This is a genomic window from Beggiatoa leptomitoformis, assembly GCF_001305575.3.
Classification (GTDB): Bacteria; Pseudomonadota; Gammaproteobacteria; order Beggiatoales; family Beggiatoaceae; genus Beggiatoa; species Beggiatoa leptomitoformis.
On sequence record NZ_CP012373.2, the window covers coordinates 2,406,000 to 2,432,990 of the forward strand.

General features: G+C 39.8%; 25 protein-coding genes. 18 read left to right on the forward strand and 7 right to left on the reverse strand.

Annotated elements, in window-relative coordinates; translation table 11 throughout:
* Nucleotides 1–5: 5 nt before the first annotated feature.
* Nucleotides 6–1,664: a ubiquinone biosynthesis regulatory protein kinase UbiB gene (gene ubiB, locus AL038_RS10040; protein ID WP_062152412.1), complete on the forward strand. Its 1,659-nt coding sequence runs from the start codon at nt 6–8 to the stop codon at nt 1,662–1,664.
* Between the two features lie 161 nt (nt 1,665–1,825).
* Here the strand turns inward: ubiB and AL038_RS10045 are convergent, their stop codons facing one another.
* Entirely contained in the window at nt 1,826–2,635 is an 810-nt protein-coding gene (locus AL038_RS10045; RefSeq protein ID WP_062152414.1) for a cytochrome C assembly family protein, read from the reverse strand.
* Between the two features lie 108 nt (nt 2,636–2,743).
* A complete protein-coding gene (gene trxA / locus AL038_RS10050) occupies nt 2,744–3,607 on the reverse strand; it encodes a thioredoxin (RefSeq protein ID WP_062152416.1) in 864 nt (287 codons plus the stop codon).
* Between the two features lie 135 nt (nt 3,608–3,742).
* Between trxA and AL038_RS10055 the strand changes: the two genes are divergently transcribed.
* The gene (locus tag AL038_RS10055; protein ID WP_062152418.1) at nt 3,743–4,186 is read left to right on the forward strand and encodes a DMT family transporter; all 444 of its coding nucleotides are present in this window, start codon (nt 3,743–3,745) and stop codon (nt 4,184–4,186) included.
* Nucleotides 4,187–4,254: 68 nt separating this feature from the next.
* On the opposite strand, the gene mrdA is transcribed toward AL038_RS10055, so the two are convergent.
* Both mrdA and AL038_RS10065 read right to left on the reverse strand, forming a co-directional pair.
* Nucleotides 4,255–6,174 (reverse strand): penicillin-binding protein 2, encoded by a 1,920-nt coding sequence (mrdA, locus tag AL038_RS10060; protein WP_062152420.1) that lies wholly within the window; start codon nt 6,172–6,174, stop codon nt 4,255–4,257.
* 82 nt (nt 6,175–6,256) lie between these two features.
* Nucleotides 6,257–7,552 carry an ATP-binding response regulator gene (locus AL038_RS10065; RefSeq protein WP_161575458.1) on the reverse strand — a complete coding sequence of 432 codons (1,296 nt, stop codon included), beginning with the start codon at nt 7,550–7,552 and terminating at the stop codon, nt 6,257–6,259.
* 396 nt (nt 7,553–7,948) lie between these two features.
* Between AL038_RS10065 and waaA the strand changes: the two genes are divergently transcribed.
* The 5 genes from waaA to AL038_RS10090 all read left to right on the forward strand — a co-directional run bounded on the left by waaA (nt 7,949) and on the right by AL038_RS10090 (nt 12,862).
* The gene (waaA, locus tag AL038_RS10070; protein ID WP_066246124.1) at nt 7,949–9,238 is read left to right on the forward strand and encodes a lipid IV(A) 3-deoxy-D-manno-octulosonic acid transferase; all 1,290 of its coding nucleotides are present in this window, start codon (nt 7,949–7,951) and stop codon (nt 9,236–9,238) included.
* Nucleotides 9,239–9,536: 298 nt separating this feature from the next.
* Nucleotides 9,537–10,715, forward strand: coding sequence for an acetyl-CoA C-acetyltransferase (locus AL038_RS10075; protein WP_062152423.1), 1,179 nt, complete (start codon nt 9,537–9,539; stop codon nt 10,713–10,715).
* A gap of 151 nt (nt 10,716–10,866) precedes the next feature.
* Complete coding sequence (gene phaR / locus AL038_RS10080; protein WP_062152425.1) at nt 10,867–11,391, forward strand: polyhydroxyalkanoate synthesis repressor PhaR; 525 nt, start codon at nt 10,867–10,869, stop codon at nt 11,389–11,391.
* 147 nt (nt 11,392–11,538) lie between these two features.
* Complete coding sequence (gene phbB / locus AL038_RS10085; protein ID WP_062152427.1) at nt 11,539–12,285, forward strand: acetoacetyl-CoA reductase; 747 nt, start codon at nt 11,539–11,541, stop codon at nt 12,283–12,285.
* Between the two features lie 217 nt (nt 12,286–12,502).
* Complete coding sequence (locus AL038_RS10090; RefSeq protein ID WP_062152431.1) at nt 12,503–12,862, forward strand: phasin family protein; 360 nt, start codon at nt 12,503–12,505, stop codon at nt 12,860–12,862.
* 180 nt (nt 12,863–13,042) lie between these two features.
* Here AL038_RS10090 and AL038_RS10095 read toward each other — a convergent pair whose 3' ends face one another.
* From AL038_RS10095 to AL038_RS10105, 3 genes are read right to left on the reverse strand one after another with little or no spacing between them, the layout of a single operon-like run.
* On the reverse strand, nt 13,043–13,669 hold the full coding sequence (locus AL038_RS10095; protein WP_062152433.1) for a hypothetical protein: 627 nt from the start codon (nt 13,667–13,669) through the stop codon (nt 13,043–13,045).
* A gap of 13 nt (nt 13,670–13,682) precedes the next feature.
* Nucleotides 13,683–14,195: a hypothetical protein gene (locus AL038_RS10100; protein ID WP_062152435.1), complete on the reverse strand. Its 513-nt coding sequence runs from the start codon at nt 14,193–14,195 to the stop codon at nt 13,683–13,685.
* A 24-nt stretch (nt 14,196–14,219) separates the two neighbouring features.
* Entirely contained in the window at nt 14,220–14,918 is a 699-nt protein-coding gene (locus tag AL038_RS10105; RefSeq protein WP_066246125.1) for a glycine zipper 2TM domain-containing protein, read from the reverse strand.
* Nucleotides 14,919–15,249: 331 nt separating this feature from the next.
* On the opposite strand from AL038_RS10105, the gene AL038_RS10110 reads away from it, so the two are divergent.
* From AL038_RS10110 to AL038_RS10160, 11 genes are all read left to right on the forward strand, one after another.
* Entirely contained in the window at nt 15,250–16,170 is a 921-nt protein-coding gene (locus AL038_RS10110) for an AEC family transporter (RefSeq protein WP_062152439.1), read from the forward strand.
* 204 nt (nt 16,171–16,374) lie between these two features.
* A complete protein-coding gene (trpE, locus tag AL038_RS10115; protein WP_062152441.1) occupies nt 16,375–17,859 on the forward strand; it encodes an anthranilate synthase component I in 1,485 nt (494 codons plus the stop codon).
* Between the two features lie 19 nt (nt 17,860–17,878).
* Nucleotides 17,879–18,463 carry an anthranilate synthase component II gene (locus AL038_RS10120; RefSeq protein WP_201800074.1) on the forward strand — a complete coding sequence of 195 codons (585 nt, stop codon included), beginning with the start codon at nt 17,879–17,881 and terminating at the stop codon, nt 18,461–18,463.
* Nucleotides 18,464–18,791: 328 nt separating this feature from the next.
* Nucleotides 18,792–20,516, forward strand: a complete 1,725-nt coding sequence (gene pilB, locus AL038_RS10125) for a type IV-A pilus assembly ATPase PilB (protein WP_062152443.1) — start codon at nt 18,792–18,794, stop codon at nt 20,514–20,516.
* A gap of 6 nt (nt 20,517–20,522) precedes the next feature.
* Nucleotides 20,523–21,785 carry a type II secretion system F family protein gene (locus tag AL038_RS10130; protein ID WP_062152445.1) on the forward strand — a complete coding sequence of 421 codons (1,263 nt, stop codon included), beginning with the start codon at nt 20,523–20,525 and terminating at the stop codon, nt 21,783–21,785.
* A gap of 5 nt (nt 21,786–21,790) precedes the next feature.
* The gene (locus tag AL038_RS10135; protein WP_062152447.1) at nt 21,791–22,690 is read left to right on the forward strand and encodes a prepilin peptidase; all 900 of its coding nucleotides are present in this window, start codon (nt 21,791–21,793) and stop codon (nt 22,688–22,690) included.
* On the forward strand, nt 22,687–23,307 hold the full coding sequence (gene coaE / locus AL038_RS10140; RefSeq protein ID WP_062152449.1) for a dephospho-CoA kinase: 621 nt from the start codon (nt 22,687–22,689) through the stop codon (nt 23,305–23,307). Before AL038_RS10135 ends, coaE begins: the two co-directional genes overlap by 4 nt.
* 28 nt (nt 23,308–23,335) lie before the next feature.
* Nucleotides 23,336–24,115, forward strand: a complete 780-nt coding sequence (gene zapD, locus AL038_RS10145; RefSeq protein ID WP_062152451.1) for a cell division protein ZapD — start codon at nt 23,336–23,338, stop codon at nt 24,113–24,115.
* A gap of 112 nt (nt 24,116–24,227) precedes the next feature.
* The gene (locus AL038_RS10150; RefSeq protein WP_062152453.1) at nt 24,228–25,046 is read left to right on the forward strand and encodes a response regulator; all 819 of its coding nucleotides are present in this window, start codon (nt 24,228–24,230) and stop codon (nt 25,044–25,046) included.
* A 143-nt stretch (nt 25,047–25,189) separates the two neighbouring features.
* Nucleotides 25,190–25,555 carry a response regulator gene (locus AL038_RS10155; RefSeq protein WP_002691300.1) on the forward strand — a complete coding sequence of 122 codons (366 nt, stop codon included), beginning with the start codon at nt 25,190–25,192 and terminating at the stop codon, nt 25,553–25,555.
* Nucleotides 25,556–25,872: 317 nt separating this feature from the next.
* Nucleotides 25,873–26,991: an ABC transporter substrate-binding protein gene (locus AL038_RS10160; RefSeq protein WP_062152455.1), complete on the forward strand. Its 1,119-nt coding sequence runs from the start codon at nt 25,873–25,875 to the stop codon at nt 26,989–26,991.

Consider the following 26,991-nt stretch of genomic DNA (forward strand, 5'->3'; position numbering starts at 1 on the left):
ACTGAATGCGTTATCTTTTTCAGCTATTTCATCTTATTAAAATTTATCGCGTGATTGTTCGTTATGGTTTAGATGAACTTTTGCTCTCCACCGAAATTTTGCGCCCCATTCGGATTTTGCTCTACCTCTCCCCCGGTTTTTGGTTACATACAAAAAATCTATCTCGGGGCGCACGCCTGCGTTTAGCAATGGAAGAATTAGGCCCTATTTTTGTCAAATTTGGACAAATTCTTTCTACTCGTCGCGATTTACTACCTAACGACATTGCCCTAGAACTCGCACAACTACAAGATAAAGTTAAGCCCTTTAATGGAGAACAAGCACAACGCATTGTAGAACGTGCCTATAACCGCCCAATTAATGAAGTTTTTGCAAGCTTTAATCCCGAACCCATTGCTGCTGCATCCATTGCCCAAGTTCATGCTGCCCGTTTACATAATGGACGTGAAGTTGTCGTTAAAGTTGTCCGTCCCAATTTAGAAAAAGGTATTCGTCGAGATGTCGACCTGCTTTATCTTATCGCCCGACTTATCAATCATTATTGGATAGATGGACGACGATTACGTCCTCATGAAGTGGTTGCTGAATTTGAAAAAAACCTATATTCCGAACTGGATTTAATGCAAGAAGCCGCAAATTGCACCCAATTACGACGCAATTTTCATCAATCTAACTTACTCTATATTCCTGAAATTGAATGGGCTTATACCCAAAACAATGTAATGGTCATGGAACGCATTAGTGGATTGCCTGTTGGCGATATTGCGACGATGCATCAACTGGGCGTAAATTTTAAATATCTGGCAGAAACTGGGGTAGAAATTTTCTTCACCCAAGTTTTTAGAGATAATTTTTTTCATGCTGACATGCACCCCGGTAACGTATTTGTTGACACCAGTAATCCGAATCGTCCGCATTACATCGCGGTAGATTTTGGCATTATGGGAACACTTAGCAGTCAAGACCAACATTATCTCGCCGCTAATTTTCTCGCTTTTTTTAACCGTGATTATCGACGCGTTGCAGAATTACACGTGCATTCTGGTTGGGTACCTGAAGGAACACGAGTAGAAGAGTTTGAAGGTGCAATTCGGAGTGTTTGCGAACCCATTTTTGACCGTCCGCTCAAAGATATTTCTTTTGGTTTGTTGCTATTACGTTTATTTCAAACTGCTCGTCGTTTTCACATGGAAGTACAACCACAACTGGTTTTACTACAAAAAACATTGTTAAATATTGAGGGGTTAGGTCGTGAACTCTATCCTGAACTCGATTTGTGGAAAACTGCAAAACCTTATTTAGAACGTTGGATGGATGAGCGGGTAGGAATGCGGGCTTTTTTAAAGGGCATACAGGCAAATTTACCTTTCTGGGCAGAAAAAATGCCAGAAATGCCTATGTTAATTTATGAAAATATCATGCAACGCCAAACAGAGCGTGAACAAGTTAAACGCTTGATAAATGAAGTTTCTCAACTGCGGGAAAGCATGGGACAACAACATGAACAAAGAATTCTATTAAATACAGGTAGTACTTTGATTTTAGGGGGGTGTGTGATTCTTGCCTTGCAACCCTTTTTGTTGTGGAACATGTCATTATTGGGCGGATTATTGGGGATTGCTGGGAGTGGTTTTTTATTGTTGACATGGATACAAAAACGCTAATTATCAAGCTATTATCCCTGCTTACAAATTTTAAAAGTGCTAAACCAACGGTTTAAAGATAAAACTCCCCTCTATGCACACAGGGGGGAAGTTTTGCAAGGTGTTATCTTAACTTGAGTTATTGTTAATCAAACAATACTTTTTTTATTAAAATATTACGTTCAATAGCGTTGCAAAACCAATTCTAAAACAATTTTACTGCCGAAATAGGCCAGCATTAATAATACAAAACCGCTTAATGTCCAATAAATTGCTTTGCGTCCGCGCCAACCATATTGCCAATGTCCCCATAATAAAATAACGAAAAATCCCCATGCAATCAGGGATAATACGGTTTTATGAACCAGATGTTGTGCAAATAAGTCTTCAACAAATAAAAATCCACTGATTAATCCCAAACTAAGCCAAAAAATTCCCAGTGCAATCAGTTGAAACAATAGCGTTTCCATGATTTGGAGTGGTGGAAGAATTTGTATTACCCAACCGGGATGTTTATGGCGTAATTGATAATCCTGAATAGCAATAAAAATAGCTTGTAACGCGGAAATGCTTAAAAAACTGTATGCAACAATGGCTGAAAAAATATGAAACTTAACGCCCAATTCAACTGCAAGAATGCGTACAGAGGGAAAATAAGTATCTAAAGCAATGCTTAAGGCGGCCAAGGGAAACAAGATAAAAATAAGATTTTCCACAGGTTCACGCGATAACGTTAGCAATAATAACAAGGCGATAACCCATGTCACCATTGATGCTGCATTGAAAACACCTAAATTTAAACCTTCTGGTGTCACCACGCTTTGATACAAAACCAACGCATGTAATATCACAGCCACAATACCTAACCCCATCAACATCGTTTTTTGTGGGATAAACAGGTATGTGTTGTTATCTAATTTGCCATAGAAGCGAGCCATCGCAGTGGCAATATAGAGAAGCATGGCAGAGAAACTTAACATTAAGGTGTTCACAAACAATCCTCTGATTAACTAGCTTATTTTACAAATAACATACGCGATTATTATTTTGTCAAAAATGGGGGGTATCAGTGTGGGCGCGTTCGCACAATGTGCCGCGTTTTAATAGAGTAATGCCGACATTTTACTACGGTATTGACTCACCAAATCGCCCTGATTATTTAATAAGTTGAAAACAGCCAGTATGCCTTTACGTCCTGCATCTTCTTGAAAACGACGATTTAAGCGCATGACAACTAGAAAATCTGCTAAGGCTTTTTCATATTCCCCTATTAAAACCGCATAAGCACCACGTTGATAATAAGCTTGTATATCATCAGGATGCTGTGCTATTTGCGTATCTAAATGGTCTATAGTAGGTGCTGTTAATGCGATTCTGGCAAAGTTCAATTTATTAGATAATTGGTTAAAAATGGGGTCTGCTTGAATATTTACGGGTAAGGCTTGCAGGACACGTTCAGCATCATCAAATTGTTTATCGCTGATAAAATAATTGGCTAAGTCTAGGTGTAGTGGATAATAGTCAGGTTCTTCTGCTCGAGCCGTTTGTAGAATTTCAATAGCGGCTTTGATATTTCCCTGTTTGTAAGCGATATTGGCTTGTTGACGCAATCTATCCGCAGGGCGTTCTCGATGGCGTTCAATCAGTGTACGTAAGGCAGATTCAGGTTGTACTCCTAATAATTCATCAACAATATTACTGTTTTTAAACAATTTTAAAGTTGGTACACTACGAACGGAATATTGTGTGGCGAGTTCGGGCTGTTCATCAATATTGATTTTTGCCAGAATGAAGTTTCCTTGATACGCATCTGCCAATTTGTATAGGGTTGGCATCAAGGTTTTGCAGGGCGAACACCATTCTGCCCAAAAATCAACTAAAACGGGTACTTCTTTAGATTTTTCTATCACTGCCTCAACAAAATTTTGTGTCGTAATCGTGACAACATAAGGAGATTCATTCATCAGTTTAAGGCTCCAGTTATTGCTTTAACTTGTTTATTTTATTGTTTAACTCTAGTGAGAATATAGGGTTTTTCTAGGTAAACTTCAAGCATCTCTTGGCTTTTATATAATTTTGCAATTAACGTAGGTATTTTTATGAATTGGTTATTAGCACTCTTAACACTTATTGGTGGTATGGCTTTACCATTACAAGCAGGGGTTAATGCGACATTATCGCGTTATTTAGGTAGTCCTGCACTGGCCGCGCTGATGTCGTTTTTAGTAGGAACGCTGGCTTTATTGGCTTATTATTTGTTGACACGACAAGAGCTTCCTACTTTTACGACGTTGAAGAATATCCCTTATTGGGTGTGGATTGGGGGCGTGTTAGGTGCTTTTTATGTGTTGATTGCGGTAACTGTAGCGCACAAGTTAGGTTCGGCAACGTTGATTGCTTTAACCGTAACAGGGCAAATGTTAGCTTCTTTAACACTAGATCATTATGGGTTAGTCGGTTTTGTGGAAACGTCTTTATCTGCTGGACGAATTGCAGGGGCTATTTTGTTAATTGCGGGCGTTGTATTAATTAAGATTTTTTAATCAACACACCGCATTAGTCAGAGAAATAGTCGTAATTAATAATATCAGTGCGTATTTATGCGCACTGATTATTCTTGTCGTCGTCCACCAATACTTGTTGTGGTTGGTGTTTCTGTGGGTTCGGTGGGAGCAGAACCTAGCAGGTAGTAATCCATCACTTTTTTCGCAATAGGTGCGGCCGTTCCGCTGCCGCTTCCACCATTTTCTACAATAACGGCAACTGCAATACGCGGTTCTTCAATGGGTGCAAATGCGATGAATAAAGCATGGTCATGAAAACGTTTTTCTAGTCGTTTAGCATCATATTTTTCATCTTGTTTAATACCAACTACCTGAGCTGTCCCTGTTTTACCCGCAAAGTGATAGGCTGACCCTAAACCAACTTTACGAGCCGTTCCCCGATTGCCATGCACAACATCCATCATGCCCGCAATGCCTAATTGCCAATATTCATCGTATTTTAAGGTAATTGCATTTTTGGGTTCTGCACGTACTAAAACACTTTCGTTGCTTGTCGTATCATCTACGGTAAATACGACTCGTGGTTGACGGATTTGTCCGTGCATACTCAAGGTTGCTGTTGCAACTGCTAATTGTAAGGGGGTTGCTAATACAAACCCTTGTCCAATCCCTGCAATCAGTGTTTCTCCCGGAAACCAAACGCTTTTACGGACATCCCGTTTCCACTCACGAGAGGGCATTAATCCCCCCAGTTCACCATCAATATCAATGCCTGTCGGTTTACCAAACCCAAAGCGTGTCATAAAGTTGTGCAATCGGTCTATACCTAAATCATTTGCCAATGAGTAAAAATAGACATCACAAGATTGTTCAATCGCTTGGCGAAGATTAACAAATCCATGACCTGTTTTTTTCCAGTCTCGATAACGGTGTGAATAGTCTGGCAGGCTATACCAACCCGGACACCAAGTTCGGCTGTTTTCTGTCCGCAAACCATATTCTAAGCCTGCTATCCCAACAAAGGCTTTAACGGTTGAACCGGGGGGATATTGTCCACGTAATGCGCGGTTAAAAAGTGGGCGTTCAGGTGCGTATAGCAAAGAATGGTAGGTTTTGGTGTCAATGCCATTCACGAATAAATTAGGGTCAAAATTCGGCATACTGGCAAGGGCTAAAATAGCACCTTTATCTGGTTCAATGGCAACAATCGCGCCTCGCTCATTTGCAAGCACTTGTTCTGCATAAGTTTGTAGCTTAATATCAATATTTAGGTATAAGTTTTTACCTGGTATGGGGGGTGTACGCTCTAATACACGAACAACGCGCCCTGTCACATTCGTTTCTACTTGTTGAAAGCCTACTTTGCCGTGTAGTTCTGTTTCATAGGTTTTTTCTACGCCTGTTTTGCCGATGTAATCGCTACCGCTATAATTGGATTGGTCTATATTTTGTAGTTCTTGTTCACTGATGCGTCCAACATAGCCGATGACATGTGAACCCGTATTACCCAGTGGATAATAGCGACTTAAATTAGCGGTTATATCAACCCCTTGAAAGCGATGACGTTGTACAGAAAACTTTGCAACTTCTAATTCAGTTAGGCGGAAGCGTAAGGGGATAGAATCAAAACGGCGTTTTAGTTTTAATTGGCGTTTAAAGCGTTCAATTTCAGAAGGTTCAATGCGTACAACCTGACCAAGCCGTTGTAGCATATCGTCTAGTTCACCCTCCACTTGTTCAGGCACGACTTCTAGTGTGTAAGAGGTTCTATTTTCTGCTAAAACAACACCATTACGGTCATAAATTAAACCACGTGTCGGTGGTAATGGTAATATTTTTAAACGGTTTTTTTCTGATAGTGTTGTATAACGTTCATGATTAATAACTTGTAGAAAAACTAAGCGGGTTACAATCAGGGATAAACCAACCATCATGCACAGCCATGCAATGATGAGACGGCTTTTAAAAATATGATTTTCTTTAACAACATCTTTTAAAATAAAGGGGGTCTGGCGGGGAGATGACATATATTAGGATATACACGTAGCTTTTTCGGAGGGGAATAAAGGTATTGCAATAAGCATATTACCCGTTGAATCTAAGAAGCAGTTAGCGGAATGAGAGGGGTTTAGTATCTAGTGCGAATTCTACAATAAACTGTGAACCTTGATTGATAATACTATTACACCATACCCGTCCTAATTGTGCTTCAGTCAATTTTTTTACAATAAATAAACCTAACCCTGATGAGTATTCATTTCCTGTTGGTCTGGGTGTTAAACGGGTAAATTTACCAAATAATTTATGCTGATCTTCGTGACTCAGTCCGGGACCTTCATCCGCGACAGTGCAACGAACTTTATACTCGTCTGCATCCAATTGTATCGTTACTTGTTTGTGATGCGTAGAATATTTCACTGCATTGGAAATTAAATTTTCTAAGATCTGATTAATCCGCATTTCATCCGCATGGATGAGGTAGGAAGCGTTTTCTGCAATTAATACCAGTTGAATGTTTTTTTCTTCCGCTCGCCGTTTGTATTGTGCAACTAATGACCGCACTAAAGGCAATAAATCCATTTTTCGCATTGTAAAGGACATAACACCAGATTCTATTCGATTCACGTCTAATAAGTCTTTTACTAAATTAAACATTTGCAATGAGCTGTGTTGAATCAAACGTGCAAATTTTACAACATCTATTTTTGACAACTTGTCATAGTCTGTTTCAATTTCTTCCGCATAAACTTTGATATTTGATAGGGGATTTTTAATATCATGGGCTGCTATGCTTAAAAACTCATTTTTTTCTTGATTAAGTTGCATTAGCTGTTCGTTTTTTTCCCGTAATTCACAAGTACGTGCTTGCACCATCAATTCTAAATTTTGCCTGTATGCTTCTAAGGTCATGATATTGCAGTAAGAGCGTAAACTACTGGTCATCACCGCAAATAGTTTTTGTGCGGTTAATTCCGTTTTATTCGCATAATAGTTAATCTCATATTTACTAATAACATCTTTTTCAGGGGCATATCCCGGTTGTCCTGTTCGTAAAACAATTTGGACGAAATGATTGCCACAAACCTCACGAATATATTCAACCAAAACAAGCCCTGCATCAGAAGTTTCCATAACCACATCTAGTAGAATGACAGCAATATCATGGTTTTTCGCTAGTATTTCTCGCGCTTCGCTGGCAGAATACGCACTTAAAATAATGAGTGATTTATGCCGAAAAATGAATTTATCCAGTGCGATATGTGTAATTTGATGGATATATTTATCATCATCTACGACTAACACTTTCCATGATTCGGTTCTTTCAACAGGTTCGTTTGGTTCATCATCCATAAACCGAATGGTATCTTCCGTTTTTGCCTCAGATAGATAAGACGCTGTACTCATAGTGATTAAATAACCCCCAATGACCATAAATAGCTTTCTTGCTCAAATCATGGCAAAAAATACTAAAATTTCAAAAATTAGATTGTCGCTATAACAAAAGGCTTTTCAGAAATAATATGTTTTCGTTAGTATTAAGTTGATAAGAACAACAACAGAAAGGGAATCAATGTTCGCCGCGCATAAAAACTAAATATGTCCGTATTGGATAATTGTATAGAAAGTTAATCAACTATTGTGAATATAATAGTGCTTAACTCAAATCGTCTCTGTTGCAATTCTGATTCTAACAGGCGAATATTTGCCAATTCAGAACAAAAAATCGTTATTTAGTCTCGTGTGAGCATGACACGTAACTAAATTTGTAAATTCATCACTTTCATTGACGATAAAAATCCTGTGTTAAATTTTAATTATTCCATATTGCGTTTGTTTTATACGGGTTTATTGTATTTATTGATTCCTTTTCTCTTTTTACGGCTAATATGGCGCGGGTTTTATGCACGTGCTTATTGGCAACGTTGGGGAGAACGATTTGGTTTTTTTCATCCACTCCCCAAGCAAGAAAAAATTCTATGGATTCATGCAGTTTCTTTTGGCGAGGTACAGGCAGCTATTCCATTAATTAAGTTATTACAGGTTGATTATCCTCATTTGCCTTTATTGGTCACAACCATGACACCAACAGGGTCGCAACGGGTACGAGATGCGTTTGGTAACACGGTTTACCATCTCTATTTACCTTATGATTTACCTGACGCGCTATATCGTTTTTTTCAGCGTATTGGTCGTCCATGCTTATTAATTTTAATTGAAACAGAGTTGTGGATAAATGCATTAGAAGCTTGTTATCAAAGAAAAATCCCTGTTTTACTGGTTAATGCACGCTTATCTGCGCGTTCTGCAAAAGGTTATCAATATATTCGCGCACTAATCTGCCCTGTTGTGCAACGGCTTACGTTGATAGCGGCACAAACCACAGAAGATGCTGAACGATTCATGCGGTTAGGGGCAAACGCAACGCAGTTACAAGTCACGGGTAGCATTAAATTTGATTTGCATTTGCCTGAGCAATTAACTGAACAAGCGAATTTACTCCGCGCTCAATGGGGTGATGCGCGTCCTATCTGGATTGCTGCTAGTACACATGCAGGCGAAGAGTCCTTACTGTTGACCGTTTTGAAGCAAGTTCGCACATCATTACCCAACGTATTATTGATTTTAGTCCCTCGTCATCCAGAACGCTTTAATAATGTTGCACAATATTGTGAGCAACAAGGATTTAGTGTTTGTCGTCGTAGCCAAAAAAATCATGGCAATCTGACAACTGATATTTATTTAGGTGATACAATGGGAGAATTGTTGCTTTTATATGCTTGTGCAGATATAAGCGTTGTTGGCGGTAGTTTCGTACCTGTTGGCGGGCATAATCCCTTAGAACCTGCTGCATTAGGACTGCCAATTATTTTTGGAGAATATGTTTTTAATTTTGCAGATATTTGTAAAAAATTATGTCAATTAAACATTGCTCAACAACTCACAACACCCGAAGAGATTGCAACGGCTATTTGTTATTTGCTCACAACACCTCAAGCACGTCAGGAGATAAGTAAAAAAGCCCGTGGATTTATTGCGCAGAATCGTGGCACTTTATTTAGGTTATATCATTTGATTACACCCTTACTTTAGACAAAGTCTTATTTTTATTGAAAACGTAGTTTGTTGCGTGGTTTTTATACCTTGTTAAAACTGTTATACTCCATATATATCTATACGATGATAAATTCGTAGTAGAACACTGTTTCATTGATACTTAATAAATGCTTGTTACACTCGATTTTTTAATTCTTAACTGGTAAATAATTTTTTAGCATTTGTAACGATTATTATCATAATAATAAGTAGTATGTCTTTAAAAAGCTTGTAATTAAAGACGTTTGGTAGTTTTATTTATCTGATAACATAAGCAAACGTAGAGAACTCAAACATGGAAAATGTGGTTATTGTAGATGCTGTCCGTACCGCTATTGGTAATTTCAACGGTTCAATTGCTGATGTTTCCGCACCTAAATTGGGTGCTATCGTCATTAAAGCCTTATTGGAACGGACTGGCGTAAAACCTGAACAAGTCAGTGAAGTGATTTTAGGGCAAGTATTAACAGGCGGACAAGGACAAAATCCCGCCCGTCAAACTGCGATTGCAGCGGGTTTACCTGTTGAAGTCCCTGCTATGACCATTAATATTGTTTGCGGTAGTGGTTTGCGTTCTGTCCATTTAGCAGCACAAGCGATTCGTTGTGGTGATGCTGATATTGTCATTGCAGGCGGTCAAGAAAATATGAGCGCGTCTCCCCATGTTTTACCAAAATCCCGTCAAGGGGTAAAAATGGGTGATTGGACATTAAGCGATACGATGCTAGTCGATGGCTTGATGGATGCGTTCAATAATTATCACATGGGCATTACGGCGGAAAATATTGCGGCACAATTCAATATTAGCCGTGATGAACAAGATAGTTTTGCTGCGACTTCTCAACAACGTGCTGAAGCTGCCCAAAAAGCAGGATATTTTGACAGCCAAATTGTTCCCGTTGTTATCCCACAAAAGAAAGGTGACCCTGTTGTTTTTAAAGTGGATGAATTCCCTCGTCATGGTTCAACCAAAGAAAGCTTGGGTAAATTACGTCCTGCTTTCAAACCTGATGGTACAGTAACCGCTGCAAACGCTTCTGGCATTAATGACGGTGCAGCCGCTATTTTATTAATGAGCGAGCGTAAAGCGAAAGAATTAGGTTTACCCATTATGGCGCGCGTTGTTGCTTATGCTACGGCGGGGGTTGATCCAAGCATTATGGGAACAGGTCCTATTCCCTCAACACGTAAATGTTTAGAAAAAGCAGGCTGGCAAGTCAGTGACTTAGATTTGATTGAAGCGAATGAAGCATTTGCTTCGCAAGCGATTTCTGTCAACCGCGACTTGGGTTGGGATATGTCTAAAGTCAACGTCAACGGTGGCGCAATTGCATTAGGTCATCCGATTGGTGCATCAGGCGCACGGGTACTCGTGTCTTTATTACACGAAATGGTACGCCGTGACGCACATAAAGGCTTGGCTACCTTATGTATTGGTGGTGGTCAAGGTGTTGCCTTAGCAATAGAACGCTAAGTAAACATTCGGTGGAGTACGCCTAGTATTCCACTGAATTTTTCCCGAAAAATCGTTTACTTAAGGGTTTTTAAACCCTGCCTTTTAAGTAGCAACTATCCAGTATGCTTTTCACGTGATTGGGTAATTTGTTTCACTAGAGAAGATGGCTATGCAGTTAAATATGACGGACGCACCAGATAATTCCCCTCGCATCATAAAGAAATACCCTAACCGTCGTTTGTATGACACGGCGATTAGTAGTTATATTACGCTCGATGACGTAAAATCTCTCGTGCGGGATAATGTCAGATTTTATATTCAAGATGCAAAAACTGGCGAAGACATCACGCGCAGTATCTTGTTACAAATTATTCTCGAACAAGAAGCGGCTGGTGAGCCCATTTTCAGTAGTGAAGTATTAGCACAATTGATTCGTTTTTACGGCGATACATTACAAGGAATTTTGGCAAGTTATTTTGAACGTAGCTTGGGCTTGTTTTCCAAACAACAAGAAGATGCACGGGCGAAAATGTATAATCCCATTTCCTTCATGACAGATATTGCTGAACAAAACATTACGTTATGGAAAGATATGCAAGAAAGTTTTTTCCGTGCGACCTTACCCAATAAATCCATTGACATTGGTAAAGATAATAAAAAAAATTCGTCTGTTGACGAAGATAATAAAGCCTAATTATTCTCACTGTTATGTCCTTATGTGTTTAAATATTTTCATGCATAACAGTAAAAACCTTATAGTCGCATTATTGTTTCACCATTGTCAGTCATAGTAATACAACGGACTGATTTACTTTAAAACAACACAGCTAGCGGAGGTTTTATGACAAAAAAAGTCGCTTTAGTTACAGGTGGTACAGGCGGTATTGGTACACAAATTTGCAGAACATTATCCACAGCAGGTTATATTGTTGTTGCGAATTGGTTAAAAGGTATTGATGACGGTCCAGCATGGGAAGCTAAACAAAAAGCAGACGGGTATGACAATATCCTGATTGCTGAAGGGGATGTTTCTGATTATGACCAAGCCGTTGCTATGGTTAAAGAAGCCGTAGAAAAAGCAGGCGCACCTATTGATATATTAGTCAATAATGCAGGTATTACCCGTGATAAGATGTTCCGTAAAATGGAAAAATCTCAATGGGATGCAGTAATTAACAGTAATCTGAGTAGTATTTTCAACGTTACTAAACAAGTATTAGATGGAATGGTTGAACGGGGTTGGGGACGTATTGTTAATATTTCCTCTGTCAACGGTCAAAAAGGTCAAGCGGGTCAAGCTAACTACTCTGCTGCTAAAGCAGGTATGCACGGCTTTACAATGGCAATTGCTCAAGAAGTTGCCAGCAAAGGCGTTACCGTCAATACCATTTCTCCCGGTTATATTGGTACAGCAATGGTTATGTCAATTAAAGAAGAAATCCGTAACCAAATCGTTGCCCAAATCCCCGTTGGTCGTTTAGGCAAGCCTGAAGAAATTGCTTGGACAGTGCAATTCCTAGCCGATGAGAAGTCTGCCTTCATTACAGGTGCTAACATCTCTGTTAATGGTGGTTTACACATGGGTTAGTTTTATCTTGTCGGGAGCAGTATAATAATTTGTTTTTCTTAAAATTGATTTTTTGTTTTGTTCGCATATTAGCTCTTGACAGGCGTGTTTAGTTTCGTTATTGTGCAGTGCGTCATATTTAATGCACTGCACAATATTGAGTTTGATGTCTTTAAACGAAGGCATAAATTCTTTCATTACTTTTCTTAATAATTACCCTTGTTGGAGAACCGTACTAATGGATAATGAATTGCTCAAGAAATGGACTGACATGAATAAAACCGCAATGGATGCGATGAAAGAGTTAGGCGAAATCAATACCGCCGCCATGACTCGTTTGACACAACGTCAAATGGAAATGGTTAATTTATACATGGAAAGTGGTGCTAAACAACTGCAAGCCATGGGAGAAGTGAAGAACGTGCAAGATATGGTGAACGTTCAATCCCGTTTGTTTGCAGAAATGAACGAAAAACTAATGGAAAATGCACGTCAAACCATTGAAATTTTGGTTGATGTAAAGTCTGAATTAGCTTCTTGGGCAGAGAAAGGTATGGAAGTAGCAAATGCTAACCTACCTAATGTTGCTAAGAAATAAGTAAGAAATAAAGTAGTGCTAAAGGGGAAATTTTGATAATTATCTAGTTTACAAATACGGTACAAATTCCCTCTATTTACAGTAATAAGGGAAAAAATTCTTTTTAGCACAACCAGAAATAATATTATTTAGAAAATGGGGAAGGTAGTACTACTTCCCCTTAAAGCTTGTAAATCCCGCTTAAATTTGCTCAACGGCAGCCACTAGAAAAAGTTCGCACGCGCCATTGCCTGTGTCGTTACGTGTTAAAGAACTATGCCACCGCCATCCATCACTTGCATCAATATTCACTAAGTAACCCAGTAAACGCACCGTATCGCCTTCATCAATCTGTCTAAGGGCTTTTTTGACGGTTTCTGTTGCAGGAATTAAGTGCATATTCGCACTGTTAGTTTCTATGGCTTGACGCGGAATCGGAAAAGAATCTACAGACCAAAAATAAAAACGCCCTGATTGTCGAATCCTAATTTGCGCTAATACGTCTGGATTAGACATGTCTGCCCATCCTAAGGCTAAATCTACAGGCGATAATTCTGCCTCACGTCCAGAACTGTAGTTTGTTCGACTCAATACACGCGCTTCTACTTGAAAACGCGCAAGTGGCGTAATTTGATATTGTTGAAATGTATAAGCTTGTTGCGGTTCAATATTATCCTGAATCGGTGCTTGGGATAGTGTCAGCTTAGTGCTGAATGCAACAGGATAATCCGCCAAAATATTCGTTTTCACAACCAGTGCATCTGTTACAAAAAACCATTGTTGTAAAAACCATAGAATACCTAATATTATCAATAGTCTCAACCACATTATTTATTCGGCTTTATTTAAGCAAGTATAAATCATCTTTCAACTGTGCAATTTCTTGTCGTAGGCGTTTTTCTTCATTTTCATAAGTTTGTAATGTGCTATTTGTGACTTGCTGCGCCGCGCTCGCTTGTTGTAGCTTTTTCAAACTACCTTGTAATTGTTGTGCTTGTTTTGCCAATGCCTGTTTTTTCTGTTGTAGGGCGGTTGTTTTTGCCTGCGTGCTGTTGATTTGACGGGTTAGTTGTGAAACCGCTGTTGATAATTGTTGGCTTTGTTCACGTAGTGCTGATAAACGCTCTATAGTAGTTGTTTTTTCTATGGTTAATGCTTGTTGTTCGGTCTCGTTTTGATTTTTGAGATTTTTCAGAGCCGCTAAATTTTGCTCTCGCTCATCAACTCTACGGTCATAACCACCAGATGTAATACCATAAACACCACCAAAAAAACCACCTTGTGCAGGATCATCACTGACAGCACAGGCATTAACAAACAAACTTAATACCAGTATTCCATACACTTTCTGCATGATAATTTCCTTCATGTCAACGAATTACACGGCTATTTCACTACTCATGGCTTGTAATTGGTTAGTTTGTTGCTCTAACTTGCTTTTCTCTTGTTTAAGAGAGCTGATTTTGTTGTTCCAAGCCGTTAGCTTTTTCTCGTTTGCTGTATCAGGTGTTGCTTGTGCATCTGCATATAAAGACTCGGTAACTTGTAATTCGTTATTCACCCCTTTTAAAGCCTGTTGTGAATCTGCATACCGTTTGTCTAGTACCGTTTTTTGTGCAGTCAACAGCGATTTTTTGCTAGTGTCTTTCGCTACCTGTTTTTTTAACGTACTAATCTGTTTACGATAAGTAGCAATTTCTACCTGTAATTGTGTATTAACCTGTTTAAGCTCAGCCGTTACCGCTTCGGTTCGTTTGCTTTCTGCTTCAATCAGTTCTTCTTGTGTTTTATAGGCTTGTTTACGTTTTGCAACTTCATCTGCAACGATGTAACCAACCCCTGCGCCAATTGCAGAGCCAATAAGAGTGCTTTTAGTGTCGTCACCTATCAAATTACCTGCCAAAGCCCCAACAGTTGCACCCAGTAATGTTCCTTCTGTCCGTGTGCGCGTTTGATCATCTGTTGTCGTGTTGCCAGTGCCTGTCAAATTTCCAACATAATTCTCCATTCCTGCACAAGCACTTAATGCGAGCATTATGCTAAGTGAAACAGGTAAGATTTTGTATCGCGTAGTCATTTTTGACCTCTTTAGAAAAAGATAACTGCTTATTTTTATTTCCACCAAGTGCATGTTATTTTTTATAATGGCAGAAACCATACCAAACCAATAAATTCAGTTTAATGATAAATAATGATTTGATTTTTGGGCGAAACTGCTTAAGCATAAAGTGCAGTGTTTTATAAAGTGTAGTTGGTAAAAATGACTTTAAAATAAGATATATACCCTATTCTTATCTTATGCTGATGGGTAAGTAATGAATTATTTGTTGCGTTGACAATCATCCAAGTGGTTAATTTGGTAATATCCTCACCCTTATTTTTCAGTTACTGCATAACGGTTTCCTATTATGTTGACAGTGAGTCTTGCGTTAATCCCTATTTTTTTGGTTATCTTGCTGGGATATTTATTAGTGCATATTCGTTTTCCTAATGAGTCCTTTTGGCAACCAATGGAAGAAGTGACGTATTATATTTTATTTCCATGCTTACTTATCAATGAGTTATCTTCAGCAAAATTACATGGGCTAAATATTATTCCAATGTTGATTGCGCTCATGGGTAGTATGTTATTTATTGCCTTTTTAACGTGGTTAAGTCGGACAATTTTACCCATTGATGGGCGAGGGTTTACCTCGGTTTTTCAGGGAAGTGTACGATTTAATTCTTATGTTGGTATTGCCGTTGCCGCTGCTTTGTTGCAAGGGGCGGGTGTTCCACTCGCGGCCTTAGCAATGGCATGTATGATTCCTCTGGCTAATGTGTTATGTGTCTCTGTATTGGCGCATTACGCAACGCATGAACCAACGCACTGGCTAGCTATTTTTAAAACGTTATTACGTAATCCATTAATCTTAGGATGTGTTATTGGTATTAGCTTGAATATTTCTGGATTACTATTGCCTACACCCATTCAACAAACGTTAGGAATTTTAGGCAAGGCTTCCTTGCCATTTGGTTTGTTAGCAGCGGGTGCTGGACTGCGATTTGGCGCGTTCAAGAATAATATTAGTGGTTTATTTGTCAGTACTTTGCTTAAATTACTCATTTATCCGCTGTGTGTTTGGGGATTGTGTGAGTTAATGGCATTAGACAAACAAACCAGTACAATTGCCGTTTTATATGGTTCTTTACCAACAGCAACATCGGCTTATATTTTGGCAAGACAGATGGGAGGAGATGCAACATTAATGGCGAATATTATTACTTTTCAAACAATTATTGCGGCATTAACCATGCCATTAATCTTAAGCATTTTGGTTGTTGGGTAAGTTTTATTTGTAGTCTTGATAGCTATCTGAGGTAAAGAAAGCTATTCTCGTTAAGAAAGTCGTGTTTAATTGCGATAATCTAGGCGGAAAATTCACTGCAGCTCTGTTAGAATTCGCTTGCTGTATGCCTACCCTTTCCTTTTCCTTATCTGGAAATATTTATGCCGTTGTTTTCTCCTTTCATTTGACTTAAATGGATTTAGCATGACCCCAGCGCAATATTCTGAACTCGTCCAAGCGGGTTATAACCGCATCCCCATCTTACGTGAAGTCTTAGCTGATTTAGATACGCCATTAAGTGCTTACTTAAAATTGGCTAAAGGGGCGTATTCTTACTTATTTGAATCAGTTCATGGTAGTGAGAAATGGGGACGTTATTCATTTATCGGCTTGCCTGCAAAAGTCATTGTGCGTGTTTGGGGAACAGCAATAGAGGTCTGGCGAGAGGGGACAGTTGTTGAACGATTACAAGTGAGTGACCCATTAGTATGGATTACGGCGTTTAAACAACGATTTAAAGTACCCGAATTATCTTATCCATTACCCTTTGTGGGTGGATTGGTTGGCTATTTTGGTTATGACACTATCCGTTATATTGAACCACGATTAGCAAATGTACAGCATCCTGATACATTACAAACCCCCGATATTTTATTAATGGTCTCTGATGAGGTGTTAGTATTTGATAGCTTGCAGGATAAACTGTATTTAATCGTTCATGCTAATACCGATTTTCCTGACGCATTGGCACAGGCAGAACAACGTTTAGATTATTTAGTGCAGCAATTACGCGAAAATCGCCCAACCCTCGTCGATAACACACCGCCTTATACCGTTAGCGAGAGTGACTTCGTAACAGGATTTGGAAAGGAAGCCTACAAACAAGCAGTTGAGCAAATTAAAAATTACGCGCTCAATGGCGATATTATGCAAGTTGTCTTGTCACAACGCATGAGTATTCCTTGTCCTGTTTTACCCTTAAATGTTTATCGGGCATTGCGTTATTTAAACCCATCACCCTACATGTTTTATCTGGATTTAGATGATTTTCATGTTGTTGGTTCATCACCTGAGATTTTAGTACGATTGTCTCAGGGAGAAATCACTGTACGCCCAATTGCTGGCACACGTCCACGTGGTGCAACGGTTGCGGAAGATAAAGCTTTAGAAGCAGAGTTATTAGCTGACCCTAAAGAATGTGCTGAACATCTAATGCTGATTGATTTAGGTCGCAATGATGTTGGACGGGTTGCAAAAGTTGGTAGCGTGCGTGTTACTGATAAGATGATTGTAGAACGTTATTCACACGTCATGCACATCGTTTCTAACGTGACGGGAGAATTAAAACCTGAATTGGATGCAATTGATGTGTTACGTGCTGTCTTTCCTGCGGGAACTTTAAGTGGCGCGCCGAAAGTGCGTGCAATGGAAATCATCGATGAACTTGAACCCATGAAACGCTGCGTCTATGCGGGGGCTGTGGGATATTTATCATGGCATGGCGATATGGATACCGCTATAGCAATTCGTACAGCGGTCATTAAAAACGGTATTTTACATATTCAAGTGGGTGCAGGCATTGTCGCCGATTCTGTCCCTGAGAACGAATGGAATGAAACCATGAATAAAGGACGTGCGATGTTTAAGGCGGTTGCAATGGCAGCATCTGGTGTTTACCAGTTCAACTAAAGGGTTAAGGAGTTGCTATATGTTATTGATGATAGACAATTATGATTCCTTCACCTACAATCTTGTACAATATTTTGGTGAACTGGGTGCAGATGTACGTGTTTTTCGGAATGACCAAATTACAATAGAAGACATTACCGCACTTGCACCACAACACATTGTGGTTTCACCGGGTCCTTGCACCCCGAATGAAGCAGGTATTTCTATTGCCGCGATTCAAACCTTTGCGGGTAAAATTCCATTATTAGGTGTTTGCCTAGGGCATCAAAGCATTGGGCAAGCCTTTGGTGGCAACATCATTCGCGCAAAAGCCATTATGCACGGCAAGACATCGCTGATTCATCATAAAGGGATTGGGGTTTTTCAAGGGCTTAAAACCCCTTATCAGGCAACACGCTACCACTCGTTAGTAATTGAAAAACACAGTTTACCCGATTGTTTAGAAATGACTGCGTGGACAGAAACACCTGATGGACAAGTTGATGAAATCATGGGCGTGCGCCATAAAACGCTCAATGCCTTAGAAGGGGTACAATTTCATCCCGAATCCATATTGACCGAATATGGGCATACGTTATTACAAAACTTTATTGGAATGCGCTGAGTTATTGCGAGGCATGAGGGCGGTAGGTAATCATGCGGGTAGCATAAGATACTGCGTTCAAGGGTAGTACTAAAGTAGTAAGGATAATGGCTGAGCTTCACCTTTCCCTAACCATTTCCACATTATGGAGAGGGATACAATGATAAATAAAGGTTTCCCCCCATAAATAGGGAGTATAAGGGAGAAGTTTGGTACTACCCGTCCAGATATTCTTTGAGTGGGTATGCGTCACGTATTATGACTTACGTCCTTATCGCCTGCGAAAAAAGTTGGCGTGTTGGACTGATATAACTTAGTATTCCAAGAAAGTAATCACAGGTTAAAGCCTATGTCCGTCACCAAATCTAAAGTCATTCTCACTGGATTAGCGCGTAAGTTGGTTAGCGAAAACCTCCTTACAGAAGCTGTAGCAGAACAGGCTTTTGAAGAAGCCATTAAAACACGTAGCTCATTCGTTGCGTATCTTGTTGAAAAAAAACTACTCGGCAGCAAAGAAGTTGCACATGCCGCTTCTGAAGAGCTAGGCGTTCCCTTAGTTGATATTGAAAATATTGATTTAAATCCTGATGTTATTAAGCTGATTGATGAAAAGTTACTCAAAAAACATCGTGCATTACCCTTGTTTAAACGGGGTAATCGTCTGTTTGTTGCGATGTCTGATCCTACGAATTTTCCTGCGTTAGATGAGATTAAATTCCAAACCAAGATGAATACAGAAGCTATCTTGGTAGAAGAAGATAAGATTTTAAAACTCATGGAAAAAGTCGCCGAGCTTTTTGATACGGGCATGAAGCTAGATGGCGAGTTAGGTGATTTAGACTTAGCTGATGAAGATGCCGAAAATGGTGTAAAAGAAGAGGAAAAAAGCGATTCAGAAGACGCGCCTATTGTTAAATTCGTTAATAAAATGTTACTTGACGCAATCAAATTAGGGGCTTCTGACTTACATTTTGAACCCTACGAAAAATTCTATCGTGTCCGTTTTCGAGTTGATGGTATGCTTCGCTCGGTTTCTAATCCCCCTGTTGGGCTAAACCGTAAACTGGCTGCACGTATTAAGGTTATGTCCCGTCTTGACGTATCTGAACGACGTGTTCCACAAGATGGACGTATCAAACTCAAAATTTCAGCCAGTAAATCTATGGATTTTCGTGTCAGCACTTGCCCTACGCTATTTGGCGAAAAAATCGTTATGCGTATTTTGGACTCCTCAGCGGCAAAGTTAAATATTGACCAACTAGGCTATGAACCTGAACAAAAAGAACAATACCTTCAAGCCTTATCAAACCCTTATGGCATGGTGCTGGTTACAGGACCAACAGGAAGCGGTAAAACCGTATCCTTATATACAGGGGTGAATATTCTTAATAAAGAAGATGTAAATATCTCCACCGCAGAAGACCCTGTGGAAATTAACTTACCCGGTGTGAATCAAGTTCAAGTGGATGAGCGCACGGGTATGAGCTTCGCGAAAGCACTAAAAGCCTTTTTACGACAAGACCCTGATATTATTTTGGTAGGAGAAATTCGGGATTTAGAAACGGGTGGGATTGCGATTAAAGCCGCATCCACAGGACACATGGTTATGTCCACTTTACATACCAATGATGCCCCCCAAACGCTAACCCGTATGATTGACATGGGAATTGCACCATTCGCAATTGCTACCTCAGTCAACCTAGTGATGGCGCAACGACTCTGCCGCCGTCTATGTTCGTGTAAAGTTGAAGTAGATATTCCTAAAAAAGCACTGTTAGAAGAAGGATTTAAAGAACAAGAAGTCAATGATCCAAACTTCAAAGTTTATGGTCCGCGTCCTGATGGTTGTGAAAAATGTACCAACTCTGGCTATAAAGGGCGGGTCGGGATTTATCAAGTAATGCCTATTTCAGATGCAATGCGCCGTATGATTATGGAAGGTAAAAATGCGGTGGATTTAGCAGACCAAGCGCAAAAAGAGGGCATCCCTGACTTGCGTCAATCTGGTTTAAAAAAGGTAAAAGACGGATTGACTTCCCTAGAAGAAATCAATCGCGTAGTTCTTAAGGAATAATGTGCCATGGCAGAAATTGCAAAGAAAACCGCTGATAAGGGTGGGGTTAAATCCCCTAAAACCGAGATTTTTGTTTGGGAAGGTAAGGACAAACAAGGTAAAAAAATCAAAGGTGAACAAACAGGCACCAGTGAGATTTTGGTAAAAGCCATTTTACGTAAGCAAGGCGTAAACCCCACACGAGTACGTAAGAAGCCTAAGCCTTTACTGGGCGGGGGTGGGGGAGGTAAACCTATCACGGCATCAGATATTGCCGTATTCGCGCGCCAATTGACCACCATGATGGGTGCAGGTGTGCCTTTAATTCAAGCCTTTGATATTGTTGCGCAAGGGCAAGAAAATCCTCGTATGCAAAAAATGTTGTTAGAAATTAAAACAACCGTCGAAGCAGGTGGCACGTTAGCCGACGGCTTACGGCAACATCCCAACGAATTTGATGCACTCTTTTGTAACCTTGTAGAAGCAGGGGAACAAGCAGGGGCATTAGAATCGTTACTAGATAAGGTTGCAACGTATAAAGAAAAAACCGAAGGTATTAAGAAAAAAATCAAAAAAGCACTGACTTATCCTATCGCAGTCGTAGTGGTTGCATTTATTATTACCGCTATTTTGATGATTTTCGTCGTACCCGTCTTTGCTGACTTATTTAAAGGCTTTGGTGCTGATTTGCCCGCACTGACTCAATTTGTAGTGGATTTATCTAATTTATTCGTCACATACTGGTACATTATCTTTGGGGTAGCCATCGGAGGCGTTATTGCCTTTAGCCAAGCAAAAAAACGAATCCTAGCATTTGATCATTTTTTACAGCGACTGTCTTTAAAAATGCCCATTTTTGGTGATTTGATTGGTAAATCAGCCGTTGCGCGCTTTGCACGAACAATGGCAACCATGTTTGCAGCAGGTACACCGATGGTGGAAGCAATGGACTCTGTTGCAGGCGCAACAGGTAATATTGTTTATTTTGACGCAGTTATGCAAATTAAAGATGATGTTTCAACAGGGACAGCCCTTGCAACCAGTATGCGAAATCAAGGCAAAATTTGGCCAAATATGATGATACAAATGGTACAAATTGGTGAAGAATCGGGTGCATTAGAAACCATGCTTAGTAAAGTTGCCGATTTCTACGAAGAAGAAGTTGATGCATTGGTTGACGCAATGAGTAGCTTATTAGAACCCATGATTATGGCGTTCTTAGGGATTGTCATTGGTGGTTTGGTCGTGGCAATGTACTTACCAATTTTCAAAATGGGGTCGGTCGTCTAATCAGCATGGAAACATTGGCTTATATTGCAACAAATCCGCTTTTAGCTGTTTTCCTTATTGGAATATTAGGTTTAATTGTGGGAAGCTTTTTAAATGTTATTATTTATCGCTTACCCGTTATGATGGAGCGAGATTGGCGCAAGCAGTGTGAGGAGATTCTACAGCAACCAACATCTTCTGTTACAGAACCTGTTTTTAATATCGCTTATCCGCCCTCACGGTGTCCACATTGTGGACATCAAATTACTGCCTTAGAAAATATTCCTATTTTAAGTTATCTTTGGCAACGGGGACAGTGTACGGGCTGTCATGCGTCCATCTCTTCGCGCTACCCGATTATTGAAGGGGTTAGTGCATTGCTTGCTATGATAACGGTTTGGCAAGCATGGTCGTTTCTTGGATTTGGTTTACCTCTTTTGGGCGTTGTCATTCTCACATGGGCATTACTCGCCTTGAGCATGATAGATATAGACCATCAATTATTACCTGATGATATTACCCTGCCTTTTTTATGGTTAGGTGTTTTATTAAATCTATTAGGTTTTTATCCGTCCGTGGGACTGTATAACAGTATTATTGGTGTCATGGCGGGTTATATGAGTTTATGGTCGGTTTATATTCTCTTTAAATTAGTAACAGGCAAGGAAGGGATGGGGGCTGGTGATTTTAAATTGCTTGCAATGCTTGGTGCATGGATGGGATGGCAAGCCCTACCTGTTATCGTCATATTATCTTCTCTAGTTGGTGCAACCTTTGGTATTTTAATGATTGTGGTACGTGGACAGGATAAAAGCATCCCCATTTCCTTTGGACCCTATCTTGCGATGGCAGGATGGATTCACCTGTTATGGGGAGATATGCTGATTCATTGGTATCAAACAATGATGGGAGTAAGTATTGGTTGAGTAAGACGTTAACAATCGGCTTAACAGGGGGCATAGCCAGTGGTAAAACCACCGTTTCTACGCACTTTGCGACATGGGGCGTTCCCATTATCGATGCAGATGTTATTGCACATGCCTTAACACAGGCAGGGCAAACCGCCGTTATTACAATTGCCGAGGTTTTTGGACAGGCGATGTTACAAACGGATGGCAGTTTAAATCGTCAAAAACTACGTCAATACGTCTTTCAAGACAAAGGTAAACGTAAACAATTAGAAGCAATATTACATCCACTGATTCGGGCAGAAATGCACAAGCAGGCAACTGCGGTGACCTTCCCTTATTGTGTTTTTAGCATTCCTTTATTAGTTGAAACAAGACAAACTAATTATGTTGATCGCGTTTTAGTGGTAGATTGTCCGACCACATTACAACATCAACGATTAGTCTCACGAAATGGTTTTAATGCAAACGAAATTGCGCAAATACTCGCTGCTCAGGCAAGTCGTTCAGCCCGTCTTGCACAAGCTGATGATGTTATTCACAATGACACGTCACCGACACATTTGATTGAACAAGTTTTGCGCTTTCACCATTACTACCAGCAGTTAGCTTGTGAAATCTCCACTAAACCTTGACTTAATTCTACTAAAAAGTTAATTAACAATGAGTTTCGCAAAAAAAAGAGTCACCTACGAACAGCCGCTGAATGACCGTATCAAAAATATGTTGCGGTTAGAATACCTCTTTGGCGGGTTGAATTACCATATCAAAGGTCCTTCTGCTTGGGACAGTCGTACTGTTGTTGATTATATTGTAAAAGTGCTAGATGTGATGGAAAGACTGGATTTACGTGAAGATTTAATTCAAGACCTAGAACATCACTTATTGGGTTTGGAACGGTGGCGACGCATTCCTAATGCAGATGCTGAACGTGTTAATCAGTTAATATTACAAGCACAACATCTATTAGACAGATTACGTGCATTAAGTGGTCCTCCCAATCAATTAATTAGCCAATTACCCCTAATTAACTTGATTAAACAACGTAGCAATATCGCGGGAGGATTATGTCGTTTTGATGTTCCTGCTTATCATTTTTGGTTACAAAAAAATCCTAAACAACGCTTACATGATATAAACGAATGGTTAGCTCCGTTAGAGTCAATTCGTGAAGCGATTGAATTAGACCTCTACATGATACGAAATAGTGCGAAGACCTCTCAAGAAACTGCAATGACAGGTTATTTTCAAGCGGCTTTTGACAATCAGGCGAATTATCAACTTGTGCGGGTTAGTTTACCGCCAGAACATAGCTGTTTTGTTGAAATTAGTGGGGGTAAACAACGCTTTACAATACGTTTTTTTGAACAACCAGATGTCAACGAAAAACCCATTCCAACAGAACAGGATGTCAACTTTGATCTCTGCTGTTGTATGATGTAACAAATTGCAACTCAGTTTAAAAGAGCGTGTTGCAGCGTGGTATCCTCTTACGGATACAAGCGAACTCACGCTATACTAGATAGACTGATAGATATTATAGGAAGCTATCACTATGGATAAAACGTTTAAGGTGGGTGTGTTTGGTTTAGCACCTAATGAAGTCAATACACTGGGTAGTATTTTTAAATTAGCCGCTACTCGAAGTCGTAAATATGTCATGGTCAGTTCGGCAGAACGGGCAAGTGCGGAAATTCTGCTGGTTGATGTGGATAGTGCTAATGCAATAAGTGAATGGAAAAGTTTCAGCGTTCATCACAACAATATTCCCATTGTTAAAGTGACCAAAGCAACACCCCCTGAACCTGCCCAAGAAACCTATTTACGCCGTCCCTTGACCCTAAAAAGAGTTTTAGAAGTTTTAGACAAAGTGACGATTGATGTACACAAGTTTGTACCTGAATTAGTTGTTGGTGGTGATACCCCCTTAGATGAAGCAACCAGTGCCGCATTACAAGGTGCTGCCCACAGTGCGCAACAAACAACTCGCACAGGGATTAAAGCATTGGTTGTTGATGACAGCCTACCTGTCCGCAAATCAATGGAAATCCAACTAGGCTTATACGGTATGGAAATTGACTTTGCTGAGACAGGAGAAGAAGCCTTAGAGTTTGCTAAACAAAAAGTCTATGACATTATTTTTTTGGATTTGATGCTACCAGGTATTGATGGTTATAAAGTTTGTAAAGTGATCAAATCAGAGAAAATTTCTAAAAATACTCCCGTTGTCATGTTGACAGGGAAAGGCTCACGGTTTGATAAATTGCGTGGCACAATGGCTGGTGCAAGTGTGTATTTAACCAAACCTGTAGAACAAGCAAAACTGAGAGAAGTCATCAAACAGTTCCTACCCAATGCAGAAGCGGGTGGTTAATAGGTAGTACAATAAGCACAAAAGTGGTAATAAAATACACAATCCACTTTGATGCGATAAAAGCAAATGACGTGAGAATCTAATAATGCTTGTCCCATTAATAAAGGGAAACTGGCTTTTAATTTAAGTGAGGAGTTATACAAATGCCTATTCACAAAATTCTTGTTGTTGACGACTCTACCGTTGATCGCATGAATATTCAAAATATTGTTGCTGATGCAGGCTACCAAGTTATTGCAGCAGCCTCTGGACAGGAAGCCATTGAAAAGGCGAAATCTGAAAAGCCTGATTTAATTTTTATGGACGTGGTTATGCAACAAATGGATGGATATCAGGCATGTCGAGAAATCACTCACGATGAATCCACCAAAGACATCCCCATTATTTTTGTCACCAGTAAAGGACAAAAAGCAGACCGTATGTGGGCAGAAATGCAAGGGGGAAAATCCTTAGTACAAAAACCCTATACGCCAGACCAAATTATCGAGCAAATCAATAATTTTAAATAATGGGCTTTTGATTAAAAAATACACAATAGACTATAATCTGTTGTGTATTTTCTTTTGAGTATCAGATAAATAAACATAATACTTAAAGTTACGCGCTAGAATAGCGGTATAACTTGTTATTTATGTTTTTTTTTACTATTCTAGCACTCACTCAAGCCAGAATTTAACATGTCAGGTTGACTGACTAGTCACCCAGTAATTTACAGCAAGCGATTGTTATCCAAATCATGCTATTTGCGAGGGGATGCTACTCTACTCTAATCAGTCAGTTGACAACGATAACAACTCATTAACTGTGTATAGAGGAATGATGAACAATGCCATCTTATCAACTGATGCAAATCACTCGTACCCTTCTGATTTTCCTCCTCTTAATGCCTCTGGCAGCTTGTGATTTTATTAATAATTTAACCAATGCCGCAAAGACAAGCACAACAGACACGACAAAAACGAAAACAGAAGAACAACCCATTGAAGAATTAAGCTTTGCGGCAGCACCTTATACTGCATGGATGCCTTGGTTTTTGGCAAAAGAAGAAGAAACCTACACAACATATCAAGATAAATATCGCGTCAATATTAACTTCGTCACCAGCGACTATGCGGATACGATTGAACAATATATCAGTGGCACAGTCGATGCCGTTGCTATTACAAATATAGATGCTATCGCAAAATTGGTAAAAGAAGATGTAGAATCCGATGTTGTCCTCATCATGAGTGCTAGTAACGGCAATGATGCTATTCTCCTGCCCGCGAATGCCAACACAAACATACGTGGAAAAACCATTGGGTTTGTAGAATTCTCCTCACGTCACTACCTGTTAGACCGTTACCTTGTTAGATACCAAATTGATTTTAACGATGTCAAACTCTCAAACATGGCCGAAGCTAACCTGCCTAACGCCCTATTAAATGGTGAGGTTTATGGCATTGTTACCAGCAACCCTAATGTTGAACGTCTAGTCCGCGCCCAACAAGCCAATGTACTCTTCGATAGCCGTCAAATTTCCAATGAAATCCTTGACCTTATCGTCATTCGCCGTGAAAAACTAATTAAACAACCAGGTTTCGCACAAGCCTTATTAGCTATTTGGTTTACAACAATGGAACGGCTACAAGGGAATAGACGCGGACCCACACTGGACAAATTAGCGCAACTAGCAGGGCTATCGCGTGAAGAATACGACAGACAAATGCAAACTGTATTGCTCAACGATACCCCAACAAAAGCCCTCTCGGCAATGCGCGACCGACGTTCAATGACCAGAGCCATGCGACATATTCGTTACTTTATACAACGACATGACCTAATTGGAAAAGAAGCAGAATCCTATACTGAATGGGTTTCTTTCCCCGGACGTACACCCGCACTCCTCCATTACAATGGTCAAGCGTTACAAGACTTCGTGGCACCACCTAAAGGTAATATTTAA